Source organism: Agromyces sp. H66, from assembly GCF_004959775.1.
GTDB lineage: Bacteria > Actinomycetota > Actinomycetes > Actinomycetales > Microbacteriaceae > Agromyces.
This window is the reverse complement of the sequence record NZ_SJZG01000001.1, coordinates 191,360-216,162: the sequence shown is the minus strand read 5'-3', so window position 1 is coordinate 216,162 and position 24,803 is coordinate 191,360. Positions and strand designations below refer to the sequence as shown.

General features: G+C 70.7%; 18 protein-coding genes. 7 read left to right on the top strand and 11 right to left on the bottom strand.

The window, feature by feature from the left end; genetic code table 11:
* The first annotated feature begins 46 nt into the window (after positions 1–46).
* From EZM51_RS01050 to EZM51_RS01040, 3 genes are all read left to right on the top strand, one after another.
* Positions 47–2,797 carry a LuxR family transcriptional regulator gene (locus EZM51_RS01050; protein WP_248305395.1) on the top strand — a complete coding sequence of 917 codons (2,751 nt, stop codon included), beginning with the start codon at positions 47–49 and terminating at the stop codon, positions 2,795–2,797.
* Positions 2,798–2,927: 130 nt separating this feature from the next.
* Positions 2,928–3,584, top strand: coding sequence for a class I SAM-dependent methyltransferase (locus EZM51_RS01045; protein WP_136706222.1), 657 nt, complete (start codon positions 2,928–2,930; stop codon positions 3,582–3,584).
* 60 nt (positions 3,585–3,644) lie between these two features.
* Positions 3,645–6,011 carry a glycoside hydrolase N-terminal domain-containing protein gene (locus EZM51_RS01040; RefSeq protein WP_169053736.1) on the top strand — a complete coding sequence of 789 codons (2,367 nt, stop codon included), beginning with the start codon at positions 3,645–3,647 and terminating at the stop codon, positions 6,009–6,011.
* Positions 6,012–6,029: 18 nt separating this feature from the next.
* Here EZM51_RS01040 and EZM51_RS01035 read toward each other — a convergent pair whose 3' ends face one another.
* The 5 genes from EZM51_RS01035 to EZM51_RS01015 form a co-directional block, all read right to left on the bottom strand.
* Positions 6,030–7,661, bottom strand: coding sequence for a beta-xylosidase (locus EZM51_RS01035; RefSeq protein ID WP_136706220.1), 1,632 nt, complete (start codon positions 7,659–7,661; stop codon positions 6,030–6,032).
* A 109-nt stretch (positions 7,662–7,770) separates the two neighbouring features.
* The gene (locus EZM51_RS01030) at positions 7,771–9,288 is read right to left on the bottom strand and encodes an alpha-L-arabinofuranosidase C-terminal domain-containing protein (RefSeq protein ID WP_136706219.1); all 1,518 of its coding nucleotides are present in this window, start codon (positions 9,286–9,288) and stop codon (positions 7,771–7,773) included.
* A complete protein-coding gene (locus tag EZM51_RS01025; RefSeq protein WP_136706218.1) occupies positions 9,285–10,373 on the bottom strand; it encodes a Gfo/Idh/MocA family oxidoreductase in 1,089 nt (362 codons plus the stop codon). The genes EZM51_RS01030 and EZM51_RS01025 overlap by 4 nt, the downstream gene beginning before the upstream one ends.
* Positions 10,346–11,053: a ThuA domain-containing protein gene (locus EZM51_RS01020; protein WP_136706217.1), complete on the bottom strand. Its 708-nt coding sequence runs from the start codon at positions 11,051–11,053 to the stop codon at positions 10,346–10,348. Before EZM51_RS01020 ends, EZM51_RS01025 begins: the two co-directional genes overlap by 28 nt.
* Entirely contained in the window at positions 11,050–12,234 is a 1,185-nt protein-coding gene (locus tag EZM51_RS01015) for a Gfo/Idh/MocA family oxidoreductase (RefSeq protein ID WP_136706216.1), read from the bottom strand. The genes EZM51_RS01020 and EZM51_RS01015 overlap by 4 nt, the downstream gene beginning before the upstream one ends.
* 103 nt (positions 12,235–12,337) lie before the next feature.
* Between EZM51_RS01015 and EZM51_RS01010 the strand changes: the two genes are divergently transcribed.
* Positions 12,338–13,384, top strand: a complete 1,047-nt coding sequence (locus EZM51_RS01010) for a LacI family DNA-binding transcriptional regulator (RefSeq protein WP_136706215.1) — start codon at positions 12,338–12,340, stop codon at positions 13,382–13,384.
* Here the strand turns inward: EZM51_RS01010 and EZM51_RS01005 are convergent.
* Positions 13,362–15,197 (bottom strand): beta-L-arabinofuranosidase domain-containing protein, encoded by a 1,836-nt coding sequence (locus tag EZM51_RS01005; protein ID WP_169053735.1) that lies wholly within the window; start codon positions 15,195–15,197, stop codon positions 13,362–13,364. The two genes, EZM51_RS01010 and EZM51_RS01005, sit on opposite strands and share 23 nt — an antisense overlap.
* 73 nt (positions 15,198–15,270) lie before the next feature.
* On the opposite strand from EZM51_RS01005, the gene EZM51_RS01000 reads away from it, so the two are divergent.
* On the top strand, positions 15,271–17,502 hold the full coding sequence (locus tag EZM51_RS01000) for an alpha-galactosidase (RefSeq protein ID WP_136706213.1): 2,232 nt from the start codon (positions 15,271–15,273) through the stop codon (positions 17,500–17,502).
* 1 nt (position 17,503) lies between these two features.
* Here the strand turns inward: EZM51_RS01000 and EZM51_RS00995 are convergent, their stop codons facing one another.
* The 5 genes from EZM51_RS00995 to EZM51_RS00975 form a co-directional block, all read right to left on the bottom strand.
* A complete protein-coding gene (locus EZM51_RS00995) occupies positions 17,504–18,565 on the bottom strand; it encodes a Gfo/Idh/MocA family oxidoreductase (protein WP_136706212.1) in 1,062 nt (353 codons plus the stop codon).
* On the bottom strand, positions 18,562–19,356 hold the full coding sequence (locus tag EZM51_RS00990; RefSeq protein WP_136706211.1) for a ThuA domain-containing protein: 795 nt from the start codon (positions 19,354–19,356) through the stop codon (positions 18,562–18,564). Before EZM51_RS00990 ends, EZM51_RS00995 begins: the two co-directional genes overlap by 4 nt.
* Positions 19,356–20,273 (bottom strand): carbohydrate ABC transporter permease, encoded by a 918-nt coding sequence (locus EZM51_RS00985; protein WP_136706210.1) that lies wholly within the window; start codon positions 20,271–20,273, stop codon positions 19,356–19,358. The genes EZM51_RS00990 and EZM51_RS00985 overlap by 1 nt, the downstream gene beginning before the upstream one ends.
* Positions 20,273–21,235 (bottom strand): sugar ABC transporter permease, encoded by a 963-nt coding sequence (locus EZM51_RS00980; RefSeq protein WP_248305394.1) that lies wholly within the window; start codon positions 21,233–21,235, stop codon positions 20,273–20,275. Before EZM51_RS00980 ends, EZM51_RS00985 begins: the two co-directional genes overlap by 1 nt.
* Before the next feature lie 67 nt (positions 21,236–21,302).
* The gene (locus tag EZM51_RS00975; protein WP_211195773.1) at positions 21,303–22,577 is read right to left on the bottom strand and encodes an extracellular solute-binding protein; all 1,275 of its coding nucleotides are present in this window, start codon (positions 22,575–22,577) and stop codon (positions 21,303–21,305) included.
* A gap of 229 nt (positions 22,578–22,806) precedes the next feature.
* Between EZM51_RS00975 and EZM51_RS00970 the strand changes: the two genes are divergently transcribed.
* Together EZM51_RS00970 and EZM51_RS20970 are read left to right on the top strand one after the other, a co-directional pair.
* Positions 22,807–23,808 (top strand): LacI family DNA-binding transcriptional regulator, encoded by a 1,002-nt coding sequence (locus EZM51_RS00970; RefSeq protein WP_136706209.1) that lies wholly within the window; start codon positions 22,807–22,809, stop codon positions 23,806–23,808.
* A gap of 130 nt (positions 23,809–23,938) precedes the next feature.
* Positions 23,939–24,745: a hypothetical protein gene (locus tag EZM51_RS20970; protein ID WP_248305393.1), complete on the top strand. Its 807-nt coding sequence runs from the start codon at positions 23,939–23,941 to the stop codon at positions 24,743–24,745.
* The last annotated feature ends 58 nt before the right edge of the window (positions 24,746–24,803 follow it).

Genomic DNA, 24,803 nt, shown 5'->3' with positions numbered 1-24,803 from the left:
GATGTCGGGCCTGGGCGTGGCGGGCCACCCGGGTAGGATCGGCTCCGTGCTGCTCGGCAGGCTCGCGGAACGCGACAGGATCGACCGGATCGTCACCGACGTCCGAGACGGCCTGAGCCACACGCTCGTCATCCGTGGCGAGGCGGGCGTGGGCAAGTCGGAGCTGCTCGAGTACCTCGCCGCCGAGGCGACGGGCTGCCGCATCCTGCGCCTCACCGGTGTGCAGTCCGAGATCGACCTCGCGTTCGCCGCCCTGCACCAGCTGTTCAGTCCGGTCATGGAGTTCACGACGAACCTCCCTGAGCCGCAGCGCGAGGCGCTCGAGACGGCGTTCGGCCTGCGGTCGGGCGATCCGCCGAATCGGTTCCTCGTCGCACTGGCCGCGCTGAACCTCCTGGCCGAAGCGGCGAGCGAGCGCCCGCTCATCTGCCTCGTCGATGACGCCCAGTGGCTCGATGGCGCGTCGGCGCAGGCACTCGCCTTCGCCGCGCGACGACTGGAGGCCGAGGCGGTGGCGCTCGTCTTCGCGGTGCGGTCGGGTATTCGTGCGCCCGACCTGGCCGGGCTGCCCGAGCTCACGATCACCGGTCTCACTCCACCGGATGCCTCGGCGCTGCTGTCCACGGTGCTGCACGTGCCGATCGACGACCGGCTGCGCGACCGGCTGCTCGCCGAGACGCGCGGCAATCCGCTCGCCATCCTCGAACTGCCCCGGGCGCTGTCGACGCAGGAGCTCACGAGCGGCCTCGTGCTGCCCGCGGGCTACGCACTCGCGAGCGAGATGGAAGCGGGCTTCCGCGATCGCGTCCGGTCGTTGCCCGAGGAGACGAGACTGCTGCTGCTCGTGGCCGCGGCCGAGCCGTTCGGCGATCCGATTCCGGTCGCCCGAGCCGCGCGGAACCTCGGTCTCGGGTCCGACGCGACGGCCGCGACGGCTCCGGCGGTGCGTGAGGGACTGTGCGAACCGGGCGCCGGCGTGCGGTTCCGGCACCCGCTCGTGCGATCGTCGGTGTACCGGGCGGCGACGCCCGACGACCTTCGCCGCGTGCATCGCGCGCTCGCCGAAGCGACGGATGCCAAGGCGGACCCCGACCGTCACGCCTGGCACTCGGCACGCTCCGCGACCGGTCCCGACGACGGGGTCGCCCTCGAACTCGAGCAGTCGGCCGCCCGCGCCCGGGACCGAGGGGCACCCGCGGCGGCTGCGACCCTTCTCCGTCAGGCGTCGGAGCTCACGCTCGACCCGGCAGCGCGGGCGCGCCGCGCGCTGGCGGCGGCGAGCGCGGAGCTCGCGGCCGGCGAGTTCGCGTCGGCGCTGTCGCTGCTCGCCACGGCGCAGGCGGGGCCGCTCGATGCGCGCGACCACCACCTCGCCGACGTGCAACGCGCCCGTATCGCGTTCGCCACGAGCCGGGGTACGGCCGCGGTGGGAATGCTGCTCGACGCCGCGAACCGGCTCGCACCGCTGGATCCTGATACTGCCCGGTCCACGTACCTCGAGGCGCTCGGTGCGGCGCTGTTCGCCGGACCGGGGTCCGGCGCGGTCGGGCCCGTCGACATCGCGGAACGCGCGAGCACGTCGGCTCGCTCGACGGCCTCGCCGACGGGATCGGAGCTGCTCCTTCGCGGGCTCGCCCAGCCCTCCGGCGACGACCGCTCGGCGTGGCTGCACCGTGCCCTCGACGTGTACGCCGACGACGTCGGGTCGCCGACGAAGTGGCTCGCCGACAACGCGTTCGCAGCCGTCGCCGCCACATGGCTGTGGGACGACGAACGGTGGCAGCGGTTCTCGGAGTACCACGTGAGTGCGGTCCGGGCGTCGGGTGCGATCGGTGATCTGCCCCTCGCCCTGATCCCGAACATCTTCCACCGCCTGTTCGCCGGCGATCTCTCGGGCGCCGCGGTGCTCGTCGACGAAGTCGCCGCGCTGACCGAGGTGACGGGCACGCTGCTGGTGCCGTTCGGGGCGTTCGGGCTCGCGGCATGGCGGGGCGACGGGCCCCAGTTGCAGGCACTCGTCGCCGCGAACCTCGACGATGCCCGGCGGCGCGGGGAGGGCAGCGCGATGGCGATGATCCACTGGGCCGAGGCGCTGCTCGGCAACAGCACGGGCCAGTACGAGCAGGCCCTCGACGCCGCCACGCGGTCGGCGGAGTTCCATCAGCCCCTCGACGCGGCGGGCACGTGGGGTCTCGTCGAGCTCGTCGAGGCGGCAGCGCGTGCCGGGCAGGCGGATGTCGCGGCATCCGCCCTCACCGCGCTGACCGAATCGACCCGCACCGGCGGCACGGATTGGGCGGTGGGTGTCGAGGCGCGATCACGGGCACTGCTCGGCGATGCCGACGAGGCGGAGCACGATTACCGCGAGGCGATCGAGCGTCTCGGACGCACGCGCATGAAGCTCGACCTCGCGCGCGCCCACCTGGTCTACGGGGAGTGGCTTCGCCGGGAGCGCCGGAACGGCGACGCTCGAGAGCACCTCGCCACCGCACACCGCATGTTCACGAAGTCGGGTGCCGACGCGTTCGCCGAACGTGCCGCGCGGGAACTTCGCGCGAGTGGCGGCACGGCACGCAAACGAGTTGCGGCGACGGGTCACGACCTCACGCCGCAGGAGGCGCAGATCGCCCGGCTCGCGGGCCAGGGCCTGTCGAATCCCGAGATCGCCGGCCGCCTGTTCCTCAGCGCCCGCACCGTGGAATACCACCTGCACAAGGTGTTCGCGAAGCTTCGGGTGACGTCGCGGCATCAGCTCGCGGGCGCGCTGTCGCGGCATCCGCGGCCCTCGGTCGCCTGAGTCGGCGGTCGCCGGTCGCTGCGCCCCCTCACGTCGTGGCGCCGAGGTCGTGCGCTTGCCGAAACGGCAACCGGACGTGCCGAACGGCGGCCGGGTCCGTACGCTCTGGAGCAGCGGAAGGAAGACCCCGATGAGTCGACACGAACACGAGCCCACCGACGCCGACGCGGCGGCGATCTTCGAGCCCGAGAGCTGGGATGACCGGTACGCCGGCACGGAGGACATGTGGAGCGGCAACCCGAATCCGCAGCTCGTCGCCGAGGCATCGGCGCTGACCCCGGGAACGGCCCTCGACGTGGGCTGCGGTGAGGGAGGCGACGTGATCTGGCTGGCCCGACAGGGGTGGCGGGTGACCGGCGCCGACTTCTCGGCGAACGGGCTCGCCCGCGCCGCCCGCCACGCCGAGGAGGCCGGAGTCGCCGACCGCGTCGACTGGTGGCAGGTCGACGCGCGAACCTTCGCTGCCGACGGCCGGTCGTACGACCTCGTCACCACGCACTACCTGCATGCGCCCGACGGCCGGATGGTCGACGTGACCCGCCGGCTGTCGCAGGCCGTCGCGCCCGGCGGGCACCTGCTCGTGGTCGGGCATGCCCCGACGGGGATGTTCGCGCACCAGATGACGGCGAGCCATCGCACGGCGATGTTCCTCGCCGAAGAGCTGCTACCGGGGCTGCCCGAGGAGTTCGAGGCGCTCGCGGTCGAAGAGCGACCGCGTACCGTCACGCGCGACGGCGAGACGATGGAGGTGCAGGACGCCACGCTGCTCGCTCGTCGCGTGCGGTGAGCTGGCGGCGCTCGGGTGATCCTGGCCCGGAGCCGGGCCGATCGCCGCCAAGATGGTCTGGTGCTCCCCGTGTTCCACACCACGACCCCTGCCCCGACGTGGGAGGAGGGCCTCATCACCGGCAGCGGACGGGTCGGCGGGATCCTGTTCGGCCCGCCCGACGACCTGCGGATCTCGCTGTCGCACGAGCGCTTCTTCATTCCCGCCAATCCCCGTCCGCCGGCCCCCGATATCGCGCCGGCGCTGCCCCTGATCCGCGAGGCGATCCTGGCGGGCGACAGTTCACGTGCGAGCGACCTCGTGACCGAGGCGACTCGGCGATCGGGCTACGACGGCGACCTCATCTGGACGGATCCCCTCGGCATCTGTGCGACGCTGAGCATCGCGACCCCGGGTGGGTCATCGGATGCGCGGCGGTCGATCGACCCCGAGCACGGCGAGGTCGCCGTCTCATGGGCGGATGCCTCGGGCGGGCGTCACACGGTGCGCGCGCTCGCGCCGCGGGACTCCGAGTCGGTCCACGTCGCCATGGAGTCGGAGACCGGAACCGTCTTCGAGCTCACCCTGGGACTGACGGGTGATGCGACCCATGCGCTCGAGACGGGCGCCCCCGATTACTCCGGGTCGGTCCGAGCCACATGCGAGATCGAGGGCGACGCCGGGCGGGTGACCACGCACACGGCGGATACCGCGATGACCTCGACCGTCACCGTCCGCGGTTCGCTCCCGTGGACCCGATCGGCTGACGGAAGCCGGCTGCGCTCACGGATGGCCGTGGCGGCGGGAGCGCGGGAGGTCATCGGCATCGATCTGGCGGTCGGGGCGGGTGCTCACCCGCCGGCCCCGCCGCGGCCGAACCGAGACGCCGACTGGGCGTCGCTGCGCGCCCGCCAGTCCGCTACCCACGGCGCCCTCGTGCGAGCCTCGGTGCTCGATCTCGAGGGCACCGGGTTCCCGACCACCGAGGAACTGTGGGACGCCGCTCGCTCCGGCGACGCCGGAGCACGCCGGGGCGTGGTCGAGGCGGCGTACCTCTCGGGCCGCGCTCACGCCATCGCCTCGACGGGCGAGCTGCCGCCGACGTTGCAGGGGGTGTGGCAGGGCAGTTGGAAGCCGGCGTGGTCGGCCGACTACACGATGAACGGCAACCTCCAGAACGGCGGCATCGCCGGCCTGATCGCCACGGGCACACCCGAGCTCGCCGGGTCGCTGCTGAACCTGGTGCTGCCGTTCCTCGACGATTACCGCGAGAACGCCCGCCGCATCTTCGGCGCCGACGGGATGCTGCTGCCCTCGCGCATGTCGACGCACGGCCTCGCGAATCACTTCCACGAGCAGTTCCCGCATCTCTTCTGGGTCGGATGCGGCGGCTGGGTGTTGCGCTTCGCCGCCGACCTGGTCGCCACGACGGGTGATCGTTCGATCGTCGACGATCGGCTCTGGCAGCTCGTCGAGGGGGTCCTGCGCTTCGGCGAAACGGCGACGGTCGCCACCGAGGACGGCCGCTCCTTCGTGCCCGACTACTCGCCCGAGAACGCGCCCGTGCCCGGCGGTTCGCCGTTGGTCGCCGACAGCACGATCGACGTCGCGATCCACCGCGATGCGGCGCGTGCCGCGCGTGTGCTCGCCGCGGCTCGTGGCGACCACTCGTTGGACGAGCGCTGGCGGCGGCTCGCCGCGAGCCTTCCGGCCTACCGTCGGGCCGACGACGGCACGCTCGCCGAGTGGATCTCGCCGCGGTGGCCGGAGAACCTCGGGCACCGGCACGCGTCCCAGCTGTACCCGCTGTGGTATGAGCCCGACGCCGCCTTCGAGGGCGCGACCCACGATGCCGCCGCGCTGCGCGACGCCGCGGCCGCGACCATCGCGGCCAAGATCGCGTGGCGCGCCGAGGCTCCGAGCGCACCCCCGGGCCGCATGGAGATGGCGTTCGGACTCGTCCAGCTCGGGCTGGCCGCCGCCGCCCTCGGCGACGCCCGTTCGGCGCTCACGTGCGTCGAATGGCTCGCCATCGACCATTGGCGCCCTTCACTGACGACGACGCACGACGCCGGCAGCATCTTCAATCTCGACGCGAGCGGAGGCCTCCCGGCGGTCGTCGCGGCGATGCTCCTGAACTCGACCGTCGACACGCTCTCGATCCTGCCCGCGCTCCCCCGGGAGTGGCGCCGCGGCTCCATCAGCGGCCTGCGGGCCCGGGGCGGCATCGTCGTCGATCGGCTCGCGTGGGACGACGACGGCTGCGAGCTGACGCTGCACCGTCTGCCGGAAGCCCGCTGGCTCCGACCCGACGGCCGGGTGCGCGTCCGCTCGCCGCATCCTTTCGTCATCGATGGCCGACCGGCGAGCGACGACACGATCGTGGTGGCGGAGCATCCCGTCACCTTGCGATCGGAGTGGGACGGCTCGCGTTCCGTGGAGGCCTGAGGGCTCCCACGGTGGCGGTCACGCCTGGACGATCGACGCCACCGCCCACGGCTGCAGTTCGAGGTCGAGGTCGAGCGTCCCCTCCGCCGATGCCACGAGCGAGAACCGTCGGAGTCCGTCGGCGACCTCCCGCAGGTGCGCGGTCTGGGCGGGTGTGAGGTTCTGCGGTGAACCCATCCGGTACCACTCCTCCGCCACGTCGCCGTGGGCGAGGTCGAGCACCGAGACGAGGAAGACGGCTCCGGGTTCGAGCCCGGCGATCGCATGCCGGATCCGCCGGGCGGGGCCCGCACTCCGCAAGTCGCGGGTGTCGGCGTAGGAGTCGCGCGATCCCACCGAACGCGCACCCATCTCGGCGGGGTAGTTGAAGAACACGGCCGAGAGCTTCGCGGACTCGGCGTCCTGGGTGATGACCCCCTCGGGCGTCGAGCGCACGACCCGGTCGCCGAGGCGCGCCAGGGCGGCGAAGGCGTGGAAGGTCGGCTTGTGGATGCCCTGCTCGTTCACGATGCCGAACCCGCCGTGGAACGGACCGATGCCGGCTCCGCCCTCTTCGAAGACGTCGGTGAACGTCCAGTACGAGATCGACTCCGCCAGGTCGGCGCACTGCAGGTAGGCGCGCGTGATGTAGGTCGCAGCGTAGACCGTGTCGTGGATGCTGTCGCGGCTCGACGGGGTGGTGGACCACTCGGTGATGTGCACGTCGGCGCCGGGATACGGGCTCTCGGCGATGAGCCGGCGCAGGAGGGTGAGGTCGTCGAACGTGGCGTCGGCGTAGCGGCTGATGAGCCTGGCGTCGCCGCCGACCCCGAATGCGTAGTCGGTGGGATACACGTGCGTCGTGACGAAGTCGACCGGGAGGGACCGCTCCGCACACCACTCCAGGAACTCCTCGATCCAGACCGGCCGCCAGTCGAGGGCGTCGACGTCCTCCGCGGCAGCCGTCGGGAACTGCGCCTCGCGATCCTCGGTCTCGCCGTCGTAGCGGGCGTCGGGGACGAACACGCTCGTCGAGGGTCCGCCGACCTTCAGCCGCGCGTCGATCGCCTTGATCGCCGTCACCGTGGCCTCGTAGAGCTCGAAGTACTGCGTCCTGGTGCCGGTCCAGAAGTGCGGCACGAGGTTGGGCTCGTTCCACACCTCGAACGGCCATTGCGCGACCTCGTCGATGCCGTAGCGATCGATCCAGTGCTCGATCGTGACCGTGACCAACTCGACCCAGCGGCGCAGGTCCTTCGGCGGGCTCGCGTGGGCGCCCCACCAGAACACCGTCTCCGTGTCGGTCGCGAGGTCACGGGGCATGAACCCGAGCTCCACGAACGGGCGTGCACCGCTCTCGAGCACGAAGTCGAACACCTTGTCGACGTAGCTGAACGTGTACGCATGCCCGGCGAGTTCGCCGTCGGGGCCGAAGCCGCTGCCACCGCGCGTCCGGTAGACGAACATGTCGTCGTGGAAGAGTCCGTGGAACCTCACCGAACGCACCCCGAGGGTGCTGACCGCCTCGGCGAAGTGGGCCTGCCAGTCGGCGCGGAGCGCCTCGTTGGCGCGCCCAGCGCCGACGCAGCGGTTCCACACGTGCCGCAGTTCGCGGTCCTCTGCCGCGTGCCCGTCGACCGTCACGTTCGTATTGCGGGTGATCGTCGTCATGTTCATCCATTCGCGAGGGTTCGGTGGTCGTCGAGGGCGCGACGAAGGGCAGTGGGCCCCACCGCAGCCGGGGTGCACCCAGAGGCGGTGCGTGCCCCGGGCCGTGGGCTCAGCCCACGTCGAGTTCGATGGTGGCGAACGAGTGCGGGGGCATCCGCACCGTCAGGATCCCGTCGGCGAGTCCGGTCGCGAGCGGCTGCGGAGCGACGCGGGACGGGTCATCCGGATCGTTGAACGCGTTCGTCGCATCGCCGCCGAGCACGCGCGCTTGACGCACCCGCGCCTCGCGCCCGCGCAGGTCGACCGTGACCTCGAGGTGCTCGTCCGCCGACAGGTGCGTCAGCGACAGCAGCGCACCGCCGTCCTTCGTCGACGCCGACATCGACAGCAGCGGCAGGGCCTCGCCGTCGACGTCGATCGACGGCGCATCGATCACGTGCGTGGCCAGCAGCGAGGCATCCTGGTGGCGCTTGTTCATCTCGAACACGTGGTAGGTGGGCGTGAGCACGAGCCGATCGCCGTCGGTGAGCACCATCGCCTGCAGCACGTTCACGGTCTGGGCGATGTTGGCCATCGTGAGCCGGCGCGCGTGCCGGTGGAAGATGTCGAAGTGCAGCCCCGCGACGAGCGCGTCGCGCACGGTGTTCTGCTGGAACAGGAACCCGGGGTTGGTCCCCTCCTCGACGTTCCACCACGTGCCCCACTCGTCGCAGACGAGACCGATGCGGCCCGCCGGGTCGTAGGAGTCCATCACCGCGACGTGACCGCGGATGACCCGGTCGAGGTCGGCGGCGTAGGCCATGGTCTGGTAGAACTGCGTCGCCGTGAACTCGGTGGCCGCCTCGGTGTTGATGCCCGATCCCGAGTGCGTGTAGTAGTGGAACGAGACCGCCTGGTACACCGGGGTTCCGTAGAGCCGGCAGCCGAGGCATTCGGTCAACGACTTCATCAGCACCCGGGTCCAGTCCAGGTCGTCCTCGTTCGCACCGGCGGCGATGCGGGTGAGCCGGTTGCCGCCGTGGTCGCGGCAGAAGGTGGCGTAACGGCGGGCCTCCTCGGCGTAGTGCTCGGCCGACATGTTGCCGCCGCACCCCCACGCCTCGTTGCCGAGGCCCCAGAACGGCACCTTCCACGGCTCGTCGCGACCGTGCTCACGACGTAGCCGGGCCATGGGGCTGTCGTCGTCGCGCGTGAGGTACTCGACCCAGTCGGCCATCTCCTGCACGGTGCCGCTGCCGACGTTGCCGTTGACGTACGCGTCGGCGCCGAGCAGCTCGCAGAGTTCCATGAACTCGTGGGTGCCGAAGTGGTTGCTCTCGACCACGTCGCCCCAGTTGGTGTTGGCGATCTTCGGCCGCGACTCGCGCGGACCGACACCGTCACGCCAGTGGTACGTGTCGGCGAAGCATCCGCCCGGCCACCGCAGGTTGGGGATGTCGAGGTTCCGCAACGCGTCCACGATGTCGAGCCGGATGCCGCGCTCGTTCGGGATCGGCGAGTCCTCGCCCACCCAGAACCCGTCGTAGATGCACCGCCCGAGGTGCTCGGCGAAATGCCCGTACACGTGACGGGATATGGTGTGGCCCGTCACATCCAGGTCGATGACGGCGTGCGCCGTGGCGGTCATTGCCGGCTCCAATGCTCGTAGGGGGTGAAGGGCACGAGCGGAGGCCGTTCGGCCGTCGTCTCGAGGGTGATGCGAACGCCGGCGCGAGCGGAGTCGAGGAGCGCGGTCATGATCTCGAGCACGTGCAGCGCGATCTCGCCGTGCGCGCGCCGGCCGCCGTCCCGCAGGAAGTCGATGATGCCGATCCCACGGCCGGCGTGCTCGTAGCCCGCACTGGGCGGCAGCGCCGTCCACTCTCCGTCATCGAGACGCCGCAGTCGCACCTCGCCGTCGAACAGGTTGGGGTCGGGCACCGCCAGGGTGCCCGCCTCGCCGTGCACCTCGATGGGGGCCGCCGCCGTCGCGACGGCGTCGAAGCTGAAGGTCACGGTCGACAGGGCGCCGCCGGCGTGTTCGAGCACGCCGGTGACGTGCGTGTCCACCTCGACCGGAATGACCTCGCCCACGCGGGGACCGGAGCCGATCCGTCGCGTCGAACGCGGCCGCGACGACGCCCCGCTCACCCGCGCGACCGGCCCGAGCAGGTGCACGAGCGAGGTCAGGTAGTACGGGCCCATGTCGAACAACGGGCCCCCGCCGTCGCGATAGTAGAAGTCGGGATGCGGATGCCAGGACTCGTGGCCGGGCGAGACCCAGGTCGCCACCGCCGAGAGCGGGCGACCGATGCGGCCGCCGTCGATCGCGTCGCGGGCGGTCTGCACGCCCGTGCCGAGCACGGTGTCGGGGGCGCCGCCGACCCACGACCCGTCGGCCGCGGCGAGCATCCGCCGCGCCTGGGCGAAGGTCGCGGCGAGCGGCTTCTCGCCGTAGACGTGCTTGCCGTGCGCGAGCGCGGCGAGCGCGACCTCGGCATGCGCGGCAGGGATGGTGAGGTTCAGCACCGTCTGGACCGCGGGGTCCGCGACGAGCTCGTCGACCGTGAGCGCGCGGCATCCCGGGATCGACGCGGCGACCGCGGCCGCGCGCGCATGATCGAGGTCGGCGGTCGCGACGATCCGTACACCGGGATGCCGCTGCAGGACGGTGAGGTACGCGGTCGAGATGACGCCGAGTCCGACTATGCCGATTCCGTGCGGCTCGCCCACAGCATTCCCCTCTGGATGATGGTGCGCACGTTGATATCGCGCAGCACGTCGAGACTGTGGCCGGGTGTCGCCACGAAGATGCGCCCCTCACCCCACCGCCTCGTCCACACCGCCGGCGACGTGACCGACCGATGCCAGGGGTGGTACGGCTGCACCGGGTGGGTCGTGGTCGCCAGCACGTCGATGAGGTCGTCGTGCAGCACCCAGTACTGCTCCGTCTTGAGCGTGAAGTCCTCGAGGCCGGCCATGACCTCGTGGGAGCGGCCGAGGTCGGTCAGGTCCACCGTGTAGCAGAGGAAGTTGTCGGACTCGTCGCCGGCGCACTGGTCGGGATGCTTCGACGGATGCGTCGCGAACTGCCCGCCGATGAGGTGCAGGTAGTCGGAGTTGCCGCGGTACGAATCGGCGATGCCGCCGTGCCACCCGGCCAGGCCCACGCCGCGTTCGACGGCCGTCCGCAGACCGCGGAACGCCTCGGGCGAGATCTCCGACATCGTCACGCTCTGCACGATGAGATCGGTCGCCGCCATGGCGTCGGCGTCGGCGTAGACCTCGTTCGACTCCTCGATACGCACCTCGAAGCCGTTGCGCTCGAGGAAGGGAATGAAGATCTCCGTGGCCTGGACCGGCCGATGCCCGTGCCATCCCCCGCGCACGACCAGTGCCCGGCGCGCGGTCATGAGGCTGCTCCGTCGACGCGCACGTACACGCTGTCGCGGGCGGCGCTCTGCTCGACGGCCGCGAGCACGCGTTGCACGCGCGCGGCGTCGCGGAACGTCGGTGCGACGTCGCCGTCGCCGGCGATCGCCCGCAGGAAGTCGACGGCCTGGTGGGTGAAGAGGTGCTCGTAGCCGAGTCCGTGCCCGGGGGGCCACCACGCTCCGGCGTACGGGTGCTCCGGTTCGTTCGCCTGGATGCGCCGGAAGCCCTGGCGCCCGGCCGGATCGGCGGCGTCGTAGAACTCGAGTTCGTTCATGGCCCGGAAGTCGAAGGCCACGGAGCCGCGCTCGCCGTTGATCTCGATGCGATTGGAGTTGCGATGCCCGGTCGCCATGCGAGTCGCCTCGAAGACGCCGAGCGCTCCCCCGGCGAAGCCGGCCGTGAACGCGGCGGCATCGTCGACGGTCACCCGCTCGCGTGGTGCCCCCTGTCGTGCTCGTCCGCCGAGGCCGACCTGTTCGTCCAGCACCGGCCGTGACCCGACGAAGGTGCGCAGCACGGCCGAGACGCCGACGATGGCGTCGCCGGTGAGCCATTGCGCCGTGTCGATGCTGTGCGCCCCGATGTCGCCGAGCGTTCCCGTGCCGGCCCGGGTCCTGTCGAGACGCCAGGTGAACGGCGCCTCGGCGTCGCTGAGCCAGTCCTGGAGGTACTGGGCGCGTACGTGGCGGATCTCGCCGAGCGCGCCCTCCGCCAGGAGGCGACGTGCGAGGGCCAGGGCCGGGGTGCGCCGATAGCTGAACCCGCACATGCTCACCGCGCCCCGTGCCAGCGCGTCGTCCGCGGCTGCGGCCATGCGATCGGCCGTGGCCACGTCATTCGCGAGCGGCTTCTCGCACATCACGTGCTTGCCCGCCGCGAGGGCGGCGAGGGCGATCTCGGCGTGCGTGTCGCCGGGCGTGCAGATGTCGACGACGTCGATGTCGTCGCGCTCGATCGCGCGTCGCCAGTCGGTCGTCGATTCGGCGAACCCGAGGCGAGCCGCAGCCGCGGCCGTTCGATCGGCGTCGCGGCCGGCGATCACCGACAGCACCGGCGTGACCGGGAGTTCGAAGAACCTGGGGGCGGTACGCCAGGCGTGGGCGTGCATCCGGCCCATGAACCCGGTGCCGATGAGCGCGATCCGCATCGTCGTCGTCACTGACTCGTCCCTTCACCCGAGGCGGCCGTCGTCGGCCCGCACTCGGGTGCTCACGATGCCAAAGTTCGTGGCATTCGGACAGGAATTTGCGCAAAATAGCGGGATGACCGCCTCACCCCGAGCCACCTTGGCCGACGTGGCCGCCGCCGCCGGCGTCAGCATCTCGACGGCGTCCCGAGCGATGCGGGGCCGAGGCGACCTGTCGGCCGAGACCCGCGCCCGCGTCCTCGCCGCCGCCGAGCGCCTGGGGCACTCCCGATCGGGCGAACGCCGAGGCAGGCCGCGCTCGGGCACCTCGCTGCTCTTCGATCTCGTGCTGGGCCACTTCCACGACCCGTACACCGACGAGGTGACGGCCGGCGCACGCACCGCGGCGGCGCGCCTGAACTACGACCTCGTGCTCACCGCCGAGCGCGAGACGCCCGGCGACGACTGGCCCGTGCGCATCCGGTCGCGAGGATCCGCCGGCGTCGTGCTCGGGCTCATGGTCCCGACCGCCGCGCAGTTGGCGGTCCTTCGCGACGCGGACATCCCGGTCGTGCTCCTCGACCCCTGGGCCGACTCCTCGCTGCCGATCCCGAGCGTGCGCACCACCGACCGGGCCGGCGGGATCGACGCCGCGGAGCACCTCGTCGCCCAGGGCGCGCGACGGTTCATCGTGATCGGCGGAGCACCGTCGTACCGGTACGGTCGGGCGCGCGTGGAGGGCTTCGAGTCGACGGTGCGACGACTGCTGCCCGACGCTCCCCTGATTCGCGCGCAGGCCGATTGGAGTGCCGCCGGAGCGCGCCGGGCCTGCAACGCGGCCCTGGCGGCGTTGCGAAGCCACGAGGGCGATGGGCCCGTGGGGCTCTTCGCCTGCTCCGACGAGATGGCGGCCGGCACGTACCGCTCGGCCGCCGACGCGGGCCTCGTGATTCCGCGGGACATGATGGTCGTCGGCTTCGACGACGTACGTGGTGCGCGGTGGCTCCGACCCCCGCTGACGACGGTGCGGCAGCCGATCCGTGAGATGGCGGCATCCGCGATCCACGCCCTCGCCGCGTACGCACAGGGCGAACCGCTCACCCCGTCGATCACCGAACTGCCGACCCGGCTCGTGGCCCGCGGCTCCACCCGCCCCGACCTCAGCGCGGTCGCACCGGTGTGATCGGGAAGTACACGCTGTACGACGCATCCGTCACCTCATGCAGAGGGATCAGCCGAATGGCGTGCGCCTGCCCGACGGTGCGGTACCGCGTGAGCCACCGGTTCCACTGCCGCTCGTTGTCGACCGCCAGCATCGAGCGTGGATCCGCCACATCCCCCTCGAGCGCGACCTCGCGATCGCACAGCCCGGCCAGCACGACCGGCCCCTCGACGAAGGCCACGGTGGAGGGCTCGTCGGGGATCGGCACGGCCCGCACCGCGAACGGGAACGCGACCTCGATCTCGGTGCGGCCGCCGGGGTGGTCGACCTCGAGGAATCCCTCGGCCGGATGCGTCGGGGCCGACGTCGTGATGAGTGGCGCGCCCTGCACCCACTCGGGAACCCGGAGTCGCACTCGCCGGGGCGAGGAGTCGGGCGTCTGCAGGGTGACGCGCACGTGCCAGGCACTCGGCCGGTGGAGGTCGCCCGCCTCCCCCGCATTGGCATCGGGACCCACGTGGCCGGCGTCGCCGAGCAGCTCGATCTCGATGTCGGCTGCCCCAGCGGCGTCGGCGAACTCGGCGCGAGCCGAGAGGTACTGCGCGATGGTGATCGCGCCGTCTTCACCCCGGTAGAACACCAACGACGAATGACGGGTGTGCGCCTGCACGAGGGTGCCGTGACAGCACCAGAAGTCCTCGGTGGGCGTGCCCCACCGCTTGACCGCGCCGCCTTCGAGCGGCAGGAAGTAGGCCACCATCCCCGTCTCGGGGTGCTGCTGCGCCAGGATCCCGTTGTAGAGGTTGCGTTCGATGTAGTCGAGGTACTCGGGGCGCCCCGTCCAGCGGAACAGCACGTCCGCGAGCCGGATCATGTTGTAGACCGTGCAGTGCTCCTGGGTCTTCTCCCCGCGACGGCTTGCGAAGGCGAACGGCGGGGTCCAGATCTCGCCGGAGGTCTGGCCGCCCGTGCAGAAGGTGCCGCGCCGCGTCACGGCCCACTCCCAGTAGGCCTCGACGATGGCACGCCACCGCGGATCGCCCGTGACCTCGTAGGCACGCGCCGCCCCGAGCACCTCGGGGATCGTCGTGTTCGCGTGCAGGTTGGTGAGCATGTCGCGCCCGGCGAGCAGCCCGTCGAAGAGCGTGCGGTGGAAGTAGCGCTCCAGCAGCTCGGCGTACATCCCGGCGGCGGTGGCGTCGAGGAGCTCGGCCCAGACCTCGAGCATCCCGCCGGTCTCGACCTCGAGGATCGCCTCGAACGCATCAGTGTCGAACTCCCGCGCCCAGCGAAGGAGCGCCGCCGAGGCGTGGTGCGCGATCCGCAGCGCGCGCTCGTCGCCGAGGTCGCGGTAGGCGTCGACGAGGCCCATGAGCGTCTTGTGGATCACGTACTGCGGCGCCCAGACCTCGTGCCCCTCGGCGAGACGTCGCAGGAACCCGAATGGAACGGAGAACACCCACTCGCCATCGCCCTCCTGCTGGCACCGCTCGAGGCCGTCGAGCACGGCGTCGAGCTTGGCGCGCAGGTGTGCGTCACCGGTGACGGCGACCTCCCGGGCCGCGGCCGACATCCAGTGACCGAGGAAATGGCCGCGCAGCAGGGAACCGGGCGTCTCCCACCCCCAGTGCCGGTCGAGGCCGCGGTCGGCCGCCGACGACTGCGATGGATGGAGGTGCCAGCTCTGGTCGCCGATCCCCGCCTCGATGAGGTGGTTCTGCAGCAGGTTCCGCTCCTGCAGCGACACGAGGTACTCCCGGTTCCGGCGGCGCCGCGACTCGAAGGGACCGGGCGTCAGCCGAACGGATGCGGCGGTCAGCGGTGTGAGCGTCATCGGCATGGACTCCTTCATCGTGAGAACGATCTCTCACTGTACTCGGACGCCCTCGACCGGCCAAGATGGACGAATGCGACCACACACGACCATCCATCTCGCGACCGACGATGTCTCGCTCATCGTGGCCCAGCACGGCGACGCGCTGCCGGCCATCGTGCACTGGGGAGCCCGCGTCACGACATCGGACGACGACCTCGCCGTCTTCGTCGAGATGCGCGAACGGCCCGGTATCGACGGGGTCTCCGACGTGCCGTATCGGCCGAGCATCCTTCCCGAGCACGTCTTCGGCTGGAGCGGTCGACCGGGCGTGAGCGCGCATCGCGGAGGGTCGGCGTGGGCGTCGCGATTCCGCGTGCAGGCGGTGCGGCTCGACGGGCGTGCGTGCGAACCGGGCTCCGCCACGCAGGGCGGGCCGGGTTTCATCACCGTCTCGGCACGCGACGAGTGGGCTCAGATCGAGCTGAACCTAGAGATCGATCTCCGACCTTCCGGACTGCTGCGAACGCGAGCGAGCGTGCGCAACACGAGCCCCGACACGGCGCCCCTGCACGTCGAATCCGTGAGCCTCGCGCTGCCGATCCCCACCCACGCGACCGAGATGCTCGATTTCGCGGGCCGGTGGGCGACCGAGAAGATCCCGCAGCGGCATCCCGTCGTCGTCGGGCTTCACGCCCGCGAGTCCCGCAGGGGGCGCACCGGACTCGACGCGACCACGACGGTCGCCGTGGGCGTGCCGGGATTCGCCGCCGACGCCGGCGAGGTGTGGCTCGCGCACGTGGGCATCGGCGGCAATCACGAGCACGCCGTGGAGCGCACCGATGGCTCGCTCGCATTCCGAGGTGGTGAGCTCCTGCTGCCCGGTGAGATCCGGCTCGCCTCCGGTGAGTCCTACGAGTCGCCCTGGGTATACGGCAGCTACGGCGATGGCCTCGACGCGGCCGCGCATCGGTACCATCGGCACCTGCGTGAGATCTCGCGCTCGTCGCGCCGGGATCGCCCCGTCACCCTGAACGTGTGGGAGGCGGTGTACTTCGACCACGACCGCGCGACGCTCGACGAGCTCGCGGTGCGAGCCGCCGAACTCGGCGTGGAGCGGTTCGTGCTCGACGACGGTTGGTTCCTCAAGCGGCGCGACGACCGTGCGGGGCTCGGCGATTGGACACCGGATCCGGACGTCTGGCCCGAGGGCCTGCGTCCGCTCGCCGATCGGGTGCGCGAGCTCGGCATGGAGTTCGGCCTCTGGGTCGAGCCCGAGATGATCAACGAGGACTCCGACCTGGCGCGCGCCCACCCCGACTGGATCCTCCGGGCGCGTCCCGAGCTGCCCGCGACGTTCCGGTTCCAGCAGGTGCTCGACCTGACGAACCCCGAGGCCTTCGCGCACATCCTCGAGCGCCTCGACGACCTCGTCACGCAGAACGACCTCGGCTACCTGAAGTGGGATCACAACCGCGACCTCATCGCCGCCGGTCACCCCGCGACCGGGGCGCCCGCGGTGCACGCCCAGACCATGGCGGTCTACCGGCTCCTCGACGAGCTCCGCACGCGGCATCCGCAGCTCGAGGTCGAGAGCTGCGCCTCGGGCGGCGGCCGCGTCGACCTCGGCATCCTCGAACGCACCGATCGGGTGCACCCCTCCGACAACCACGATCCGCTCGACCGCGCACGCATCCTGCGCTGGACCGGCCTGCTCGTGCCGCCCGAGATGATGGGGTCGCACGTCGCCTCGCCCACCTCCAGCGTCACGGGTCGCACGCACGACTTGAACGTCCGCTGCGCCGTCGCGTTCCTCGGGCACCTCGGCATCGAGTGGGACATCCGCGGGCTGAACGACGATGACCGCGCCGTGCTGGCGCGTTGGGTCGCCGACTACAAGCGGTTCCGCCCCCTCATCCAGCACGGACGCGTGGTGGGCGGCGGAGACTTCGATGCCGCCGTCGCGACGCTGCGCGGGGTCGTCGCCGACGACCGCAGCGAAGCGCTGTACACGATCGTCACCCCGTCGGCGTCGGCCGACACCGCGTCGCGCGTTCGGCTGCCGGGCCTCGACGACGAGCGTCGCTATCGCCTCTCGGTGACCGATCCGGCCTCGCTCGGCCCGGGTTGGCTGGTTCCGGCCTGGATGCGGGATGCCGCGGGGCCGGATGCCGCGGGGTCGGATGTCGCGGGGCCGGCCGCATCCGCGCCCGCGCCCGTGGCGCCCGTCGTCTCGGGCAGCCTGCTGCGGCGCGTCGGGGTGGACGTGCTCGCATTCCTCCCCGAGCGCGCCGCGGTCGTGCACGCGCAGGCGGTGGACGCGTAGGTCAGCCGACCGGCAGGTCGCCGGCGCGCAGCAGGTCGGCGACCTCGCCGTCGGCGCGCGCGATCGCGGCCTGCCGCGCCTCGGCGAACACCTCGGCGAATGAGACCAGTGCGCCGCGTCGAGCCGAGGTCACGGATGCCTCGACCATCGCCACGCTCCAGACATTGCGGTGGATCTCGCCAGACGGGGCGGGCCCGCCGTCGAGCGCGGCGACGAACTCGTCGAGGGCGGCGTCCAGCCCCTCCGGCTCCGCATCGAGCGCGGCGGATGCCACCGGCCCGCTCCGTCCCTGGGCGAGCACCTCGCCCTCGCCATCCCAGGTGGCCGTGCCGGCCGCCGCGGAGCCGCGCCACTCGCCGTTCCACGACGTCGTCAGGCCGTCGGCGCACCAACTGCCGGAATACGAGAACCGGGAGCCGTCGTCGAAGCGGAACACCGCCTCGGCCGCGGCGGCACCCCGGTACCAGCTCCACCCGGGGTTGAACGCCTCGCAGTAGACCGACGCGGGCTCCGCATCGAGCAGGAAGCGCGCTTGGTCGAAGCTGTGGATCGCCATGTCGACGAGGAGCGGATGCTCCATCCGGTCGCGGAATCCGCCGAACCGGGGGTTCTGGAAGAACCGGGTGTGCAGTTGCGCTGCCCCGCCCAATCCGGCGAGCGCGTCCTTGAAGGCCCGGATGCCGGCCGAGTGTCGCCGCGACTGGCTCGCGGCCAGCAGCACGCCGGTCGCGCGACTCAACGCCGCGAGCGCGAGCGCCTCGTGCACCGTCGGCGTCACGGGCTTCTCGCTGAGCACCGGGATGCCGGCCCGCAGCGCCGCCGACGACACGTCGACGTGCGCCTCGGGCACGGTGACGTTGAGCACCACGTCGGCGCCGAGTCGCAGCGCCGCATCGAGACTGCTCAGGGTCGGGATGTCCCATCCCCGCTCGCCAGCCGCCGATTCCGCGGCGCCCGGCATCACGTCGACGATGGCGCTGACCCGGGTGTCGCTTCGCCGGGCGATCGTGTCCATCCAGGCGCGTCCCATGGCACCCGCGCCGACGACGATGACGTCCCTCATGAGATCGGGGTGCCGTCCCACTCGCGTGGGGTGGCGAAGTCGTTCGCCGCATACATGGCGATCCGCGGCGAACGGCGGGGACGATCCCGGTGCGCCCACCGTGCCGCGTTCGCGAGGATCCGCTGGATGTCGCGATCGTGGTACACCGGGTAGTCCTGGTCGCCGGGCGAGAAGTAGAAGATCCGCCCGTACCCGCGGGAGTAGGTCATGCCCGACCGGAACACCTCGCCGCCGCTGAACCCCGACACGAACACCAGCTCGTCGGGAGCCGGCACGTCGAAGTGCTCGCCGTACATCTCCTGCGCGGGAAGCACGAGCGGCTGCGGCACGCCCTCGGCGATCGGGTGCGTGGGCGCCACGGTCCAGATCACCTCGCGGTCATCGCCCTGCCGCCACCGCAACGTGCAGGAGGTGCCCATGAGCCTGATGAAGATCTTCGAGAAGTGCGCCGAGTGCAGGGCGACCAGGCCCATGCCGGCGAGCACGTGTCGATGGACCCGCTCGACGACCTCGTCCTCCACGGCGTCATGCCGGAGGTGTCCCCACCAGAACAGCACGTCCGTCTGCTCGAGCGCCGCCTCGCTCAGGCCGTGCTCGGGCTCGTCGAGGGTGGCGGTGCGCACCTCGGTGGTGGGCCCGAGTTCGCGGCGAAGCGCGGCCGCGATGGTCTCGTGCATCGTGTCGGGATAGATCCGACGCACGGACTCGTGGTGCTTCTCGTGGTGGTTCTCACCCCAGACCAGGACACGCGAGCGCACGGGATCTGCGGTGGCTGCGGCATCCCGAACCATCAGCCCTTGAACGCCCCATCCATGATGCCCGCGACCATCCGCCGACCGACGAAGAAGAACACGATCAAGAGCGGCAGCGTCGCCATGAACGAGCCGCCCATGGTGAGGGCGACGTCGATCGTGCGGTTGGCCTGCAACTGCTTGAGGGCGATCTGCACGGTGAAGAGCTCGGGCGACTTCAGCACGATGAACGGCCACATGAAGTCGTTCCACACCGAGGTGAACGTGATCAGTCCCAGCACGAAGGCGGCGGGCCGCACCACCGGGAACGCGATGCCCCAGAAGAGCTGCCAGCTGTTCGCGCCGTCGATGCGAGCGGCCTGGATCAGTTCGTCGCTCACGGTCGTGGCCATGTGCTGCCGCATCCAGAAGATGCCGAACGCGCTCGCGAGGCCCGGAACGATGATGGCCTGCAGCGTGTCGACCCAGTCGAGCCACGAGATGATCAGGTACTGCGGGATGACGCTGAGCTGCGCGGGCACGGTCATCGTCAGGAGGACGATGAGGAAGAGCGCGTTGCGGCCCGGGAAGTGGAGCTTGGCGAACGCGAATCCGGCCATGGCGCACAGCACCGCCGAGATGACCGCGATCGACAGCGACACGATGACGCTGTTGATCAGCGACTGCACGAACGGCACGGTCTCGAACACCTTGGCGGCGAGTTCGAAGAAGTCGAAGCCGGGGTACAGCCGCGGCGGCGACGAGGTGACGGCCGTCGCCCCGACCGAGGCGATGACGAACATGTAGTACAGGGGGAAGACCGAGATGAGCACGGCGAGGATCAGCAGCACGTAGACGGGCCAGCTCACTCTCCCCGCGCGTCCGCCTCCGCGGCGCCGGGGCGCCTTGCCCGACGATGCCGTCGTGATGGCCTCGGTCGCGGACTCGGGGATCGCCTGGTCGATGACTGCGGACATCAGTGGGCTCCTCGGGTGCGGGTGGAAAGGAAGAAGTTGATGAGCGCCGCCACGACGACGATCACGAAGAGGGCGACGCCGATGGCCGAGCCGTATCCGAACTCGAACTGGCCGAAGCCCTGTTCGTAGAGGAAGAGCGACAGCGTCTGGCACTGCCGGCCCGCGCCGCAGGTGAGGCCGGTCTCGGGCGAGACCAGGAGCGGCTCGGTGAAGATCTGCAGGCCGCCGATGGTCGACATGATCACGGTGAAGATGATGATCGGGCGCAGCGACGGGATGGTGAGGTGGATGAACTGCTGCCAGCCCGATGCTCCGTCGACGGATGCCGCCTCGTACATCTCCCGCGGAATCGCCTGCAGGCCGGCGAGGTACAGCAGGGCGTTATAGCCGAACCACCGCCACATCACCATCGCCGAGATCACGACCCAGGAACCGACCTGGGAGGCGAGCAGGTTCACCGACGGGAGTCCGAAGATCTCGAGCACCCAGTTGAGGAGGCCGAAGTTCTTGTCGAAGATCTGCCCGAACACGAGCGCCGTCGCCGCGACCGAGGTGATGTAGGGCACCAGCAGCGACATCCGGAAGAAGTTGGCCCACTTGAGGCGCGCATGGTTCAGGAGGTGCGCGAGCGCGAGGGCGAGCAGCAGCTGCGGGATCGTCGAGATCAGGAAGATCCCGAACGTGTTGACGAACGCGTTCCAGAACCGCGGGTCCGCGAAGAGGCGTTCGAAGTTGGCGAACCCGACGAACGTCTGCTCCCCGATCGGGTTCCAGTCGAACAGCGCGACGTAGAACGTGAAGAGCAGGGGGAACAACCCGAAGATCGCGAAGATGACGAAGAACGGCGCGACGTACGCGTACGGGGCGATGCGTTCGGCGAGCGAGCTCCGGATTCGTCGACGCTGCGGTCGCGGATGCCGCGCGCGCTTCTCGATGGGTGTGGCGGTCGCAGTCACTGACACGATGTACCTCCGTCGGGTGGTGGCCCGACGCGCTCGCGTCGGGCCACCCGGGTGTGGATGTCGCGGCTCAGCCGCCGATCGCTGCCTTCGCGCTGTCGACGCCCGTCTTCCAGGCGTCCGCGGGCGGCACGTTGCCGGCCTCCATGTCGACGAGGGCGTTCAGCAGTGCGCCGCCGATCGCGCTCGTGTCGGGACCGTTGTAGAACGAGTTGAACTGCAGCACCGACTCGCTCATCACCTTGCCGATGGCCGAATCGCCGAAGAACGGGTCGGTGTAGCTCAGCACGTCTTCGCTCTCGAGCGCCCCCTTCGCCGCGGGCATCGTGCCGGTGTCGGCGAAGTGCTCGGTCTGCCCCTCGGGCGAGAGCATCGTGTCGATGTACTGCCACGCCGCCTCGGGGTTGTCGGCACGCGCGGGAATGGCGATCACGCTGCCGCCCCAGTTGCCGCCGACGCCCGGAATCGAGGCGATGCGCCAATTTCCGGCGGTGTCGGGAGCGTCGTTCTTGAGGCCCGAAAGGATCCAGGACGGTGCGATGGTCACCGCGAACGCGCCGTTCGCCTTGCCGGGCGCCCAGCCCGACGACCAGGCCGCGATGCCCGCGCTGATGCCGGCCTCGTACGTGTCGACCGCGACCTGGAACGCCTCTTCGACCTCGGGGTTGCTGTCGAAGATGAGCTCGCCGTCGGGCGAGTAGTACTTCTCGGTGACCTGGTTGACCGCGGCGAAGAACACGGAGGTCTCCACGTTGTCGACGAACGGTTGCCCCGTCGCGGCGGTGTAGGCCTCGCCCATCTTGATGAAGCCGTCCCACGTCGACCACATCTCGGCGACGTCCTCCGGGTCGGTCGGAAGGCCGGCCGCCTCGAACAGGTCGGCGCGGTAGGCGAAGCTGAGGCCGCCGACATCGGTGGGGATGCCGATGATGGAGCCGTCCTCGCCGGTGGCGGCATCGATGGCCCAGTCCAGGTACTGGTCGCCGATGTCATCGCCGCCGAGCGTGCGCAGGTCGATGAAGTTCCCGGGGTTCTCGACGAACTTGGGGAGGTCATCGTTCTGGATCATGACCAGGTCGGGCACCTTGCCGCCCGCGAGGGCCGCGGTCAGCGCCGTCGCGGTCTCGGTGGTGCTGCCCACCTCGCTCAGCTTGACCTTGGCATCGGGATTCTTCTCGAGGTACCGGTCGACGGACTCCTGCTGGCCGATTCCGGTGAACGACCAGAACTCGAACTCGGCGTTCGGGTCGCCTTCGGCGGCCGAGCCTCCTGAGCTGCAACCGGTCAGGGCCAGTGCGAGGGCGCCGATTGCTGCGATCGGGATCGCGAGCATGCGTCGGTTCACGACAACTCCACTTCTCTGGGGGGAACCTACTGTGTGTGGTCGACAGCCTCTGATGCTGCGACTGCAGAGATCGATCTCTGGTGTCGATACAGTAGTCCCGAATTCACAACGTTGGCAAGCATGAGGTTGAAGTCGCCTTCGACACCGAGGTTCGTGAATCGATGCAGGAGAGATCGTTCTTCGAGGCATCCGCAGCTAGACTGGCCTCCTTGTTTCGAAAGGTAGTGACATGGTCCGTCCCACGATCGTGGATGTCGCGCAGGCCGCGGGCGTCTCTCGCGCCACGGCGGCGCGGGTGCTCTCGGGCGCGACGAACGTCGACCGCCAGATGGCGATCGCCGTCGAGCGCGAGGCCGAGCGGCTCGGATACGAGACGAACTTCGCCGCGCGCGTGCTGCGCGGCGGGCGGGCCGGCGCCATCGGACTCGTGATCGCGTTCAACGAGCTCGACAGCCTGAGCGGCACGTTCTTCACCGCCGTGCTGAAGGGCGCCGCGAAAGGCCTGTCGGCCGGCGACGTGCAGCCCGTGCTGCTGCCCGCCGACCACGAGGATCAGGGACGCGTGCCGCGCTTCCTGCGCTCGGGGGCCGTCGACGGCGCGATCGTCATCCTCCAGCACGAGATCACCCACCTGGTGGAGGCGCTGGTCGACTCGCCGGTTCCCATCGCGTGGGTCGGCCGCCCGCTCGTGGAGCTCGCACCCAACGCGATCGTCGTGGATTCCGACAACTACGGCGGCGGCGTGCTCGCCGCTCGCGCGCTCGTCGAGGCGGGGCGCACCCGCATCGGCATCATCACGGGACCGCCCGACATGGAGCCGGCGCGCGATCGGATCCGAGGCTGGCAGGACGAACTGGCGCGCCACGACATCGCGCCCGGTCCGATGGTGCACGGCGACTTCACGGTCGACAGCGGGTCGGCGGCGATGGCCCGGCTCCTGCAGCGATCACCTGACCTCGACGGACTCTTCGCGTCATCCGACCTGATGGCGAGCGGGGCGATCCGGGTGCTGCAGGCGTCGGGCCGCAGCGTACCGGCGGATGTCTCGGTCGTCGGGTTCGACGACGTCCTCATCGCCGCCGCATCGGACCCGCCCCTGACGACCATCCGGCAGCCGCTCGAGGAGATGGGCCGGGTCGCGGCCGACACGCTCATCCGCCTCACGCGCGGCGAGACCGTCGAGCACGACCACGTGCTGCCGACGACGCTGGTGCGGCGCGAGTCGCTGTAGGGGGCGGGCTGGGTGCGGGCGACCGGCGGGGCAGCAGCACGAGCACGACACCGACTCCGGCCTGAGATGCACTGCCATGATGTTCCGCCCGCTGCGAGAATCGCCCTGAGCTCGTGAGCGGAGGCAGTGGATGCGGGAAGACGAGTACATCGAACAGGCGCTTCGGCGCGAGCCCGGCCTGACCGATGAATGGCTGAAGCAGAACAACCTGATGTACGGCGGCCTCGTCGGCATCTGCATCGTGCTCGTGCAGCCGCTGGTCACGGATGCCGCGCCGTCGCCGCTCGGGCTGGCGAGCGTGATCCTCTTCGCGATCGCGATCCCGTTGCTCGCCGGGCTCATCCTGCTGAACCGGCAGGAGTCGTACCGCCATCGTCTGGCGAGGTCGCGGGCAGTCACCGTCTTCCGGTCGCTCGCGATGGGCACCGCGTTCGCCGGAATCGTGACGACGTTCTGGGGCGTCAGCTGGATCGCCGGAGCCGTGCTGCTGGTCAGTGCCTTCGTGGCGACGTTCGTGCACGGCGCGGGATACACGCGCGTCGAGGGAGTGCTGCGGTGGGGACGCTGGTCGTGGCGGCCGGAGGGCCGCGAGGCCCCCGCCCTGCCGGACGGCGACGGCCCCGAGGCATCCGGCGCATCCATCGACGAGGAGGCCTTCACCCTCTGCTGCCTGCTCTGGGCTCGACCGGGACTCGAGCACGATCTCGTCGCGTACGAGGATCGCGTGCTCGCGCTGATGCCCGACTACGGCATCGAGGTGACCGAGCGGGTGCGAAGCGAGCGTGGGCGGGAGCATCCGACCGAGGTGCAGCTGTACCACGTTCCGAGCCGGCCGCTCCTCGACGCGTACCTCGCCGACCCTCGCCGGGTAGAGCTCACCGCCGAGCGCGACCGGGTCGTCGCCCGCACCGAGCTGTTCCGGGTGCCGAGCATGTAGTCAGGGGTGGCCTGCAGCGCACGGCGCTTGTATCGTGCACAGCAGCACGCTGCTCAGC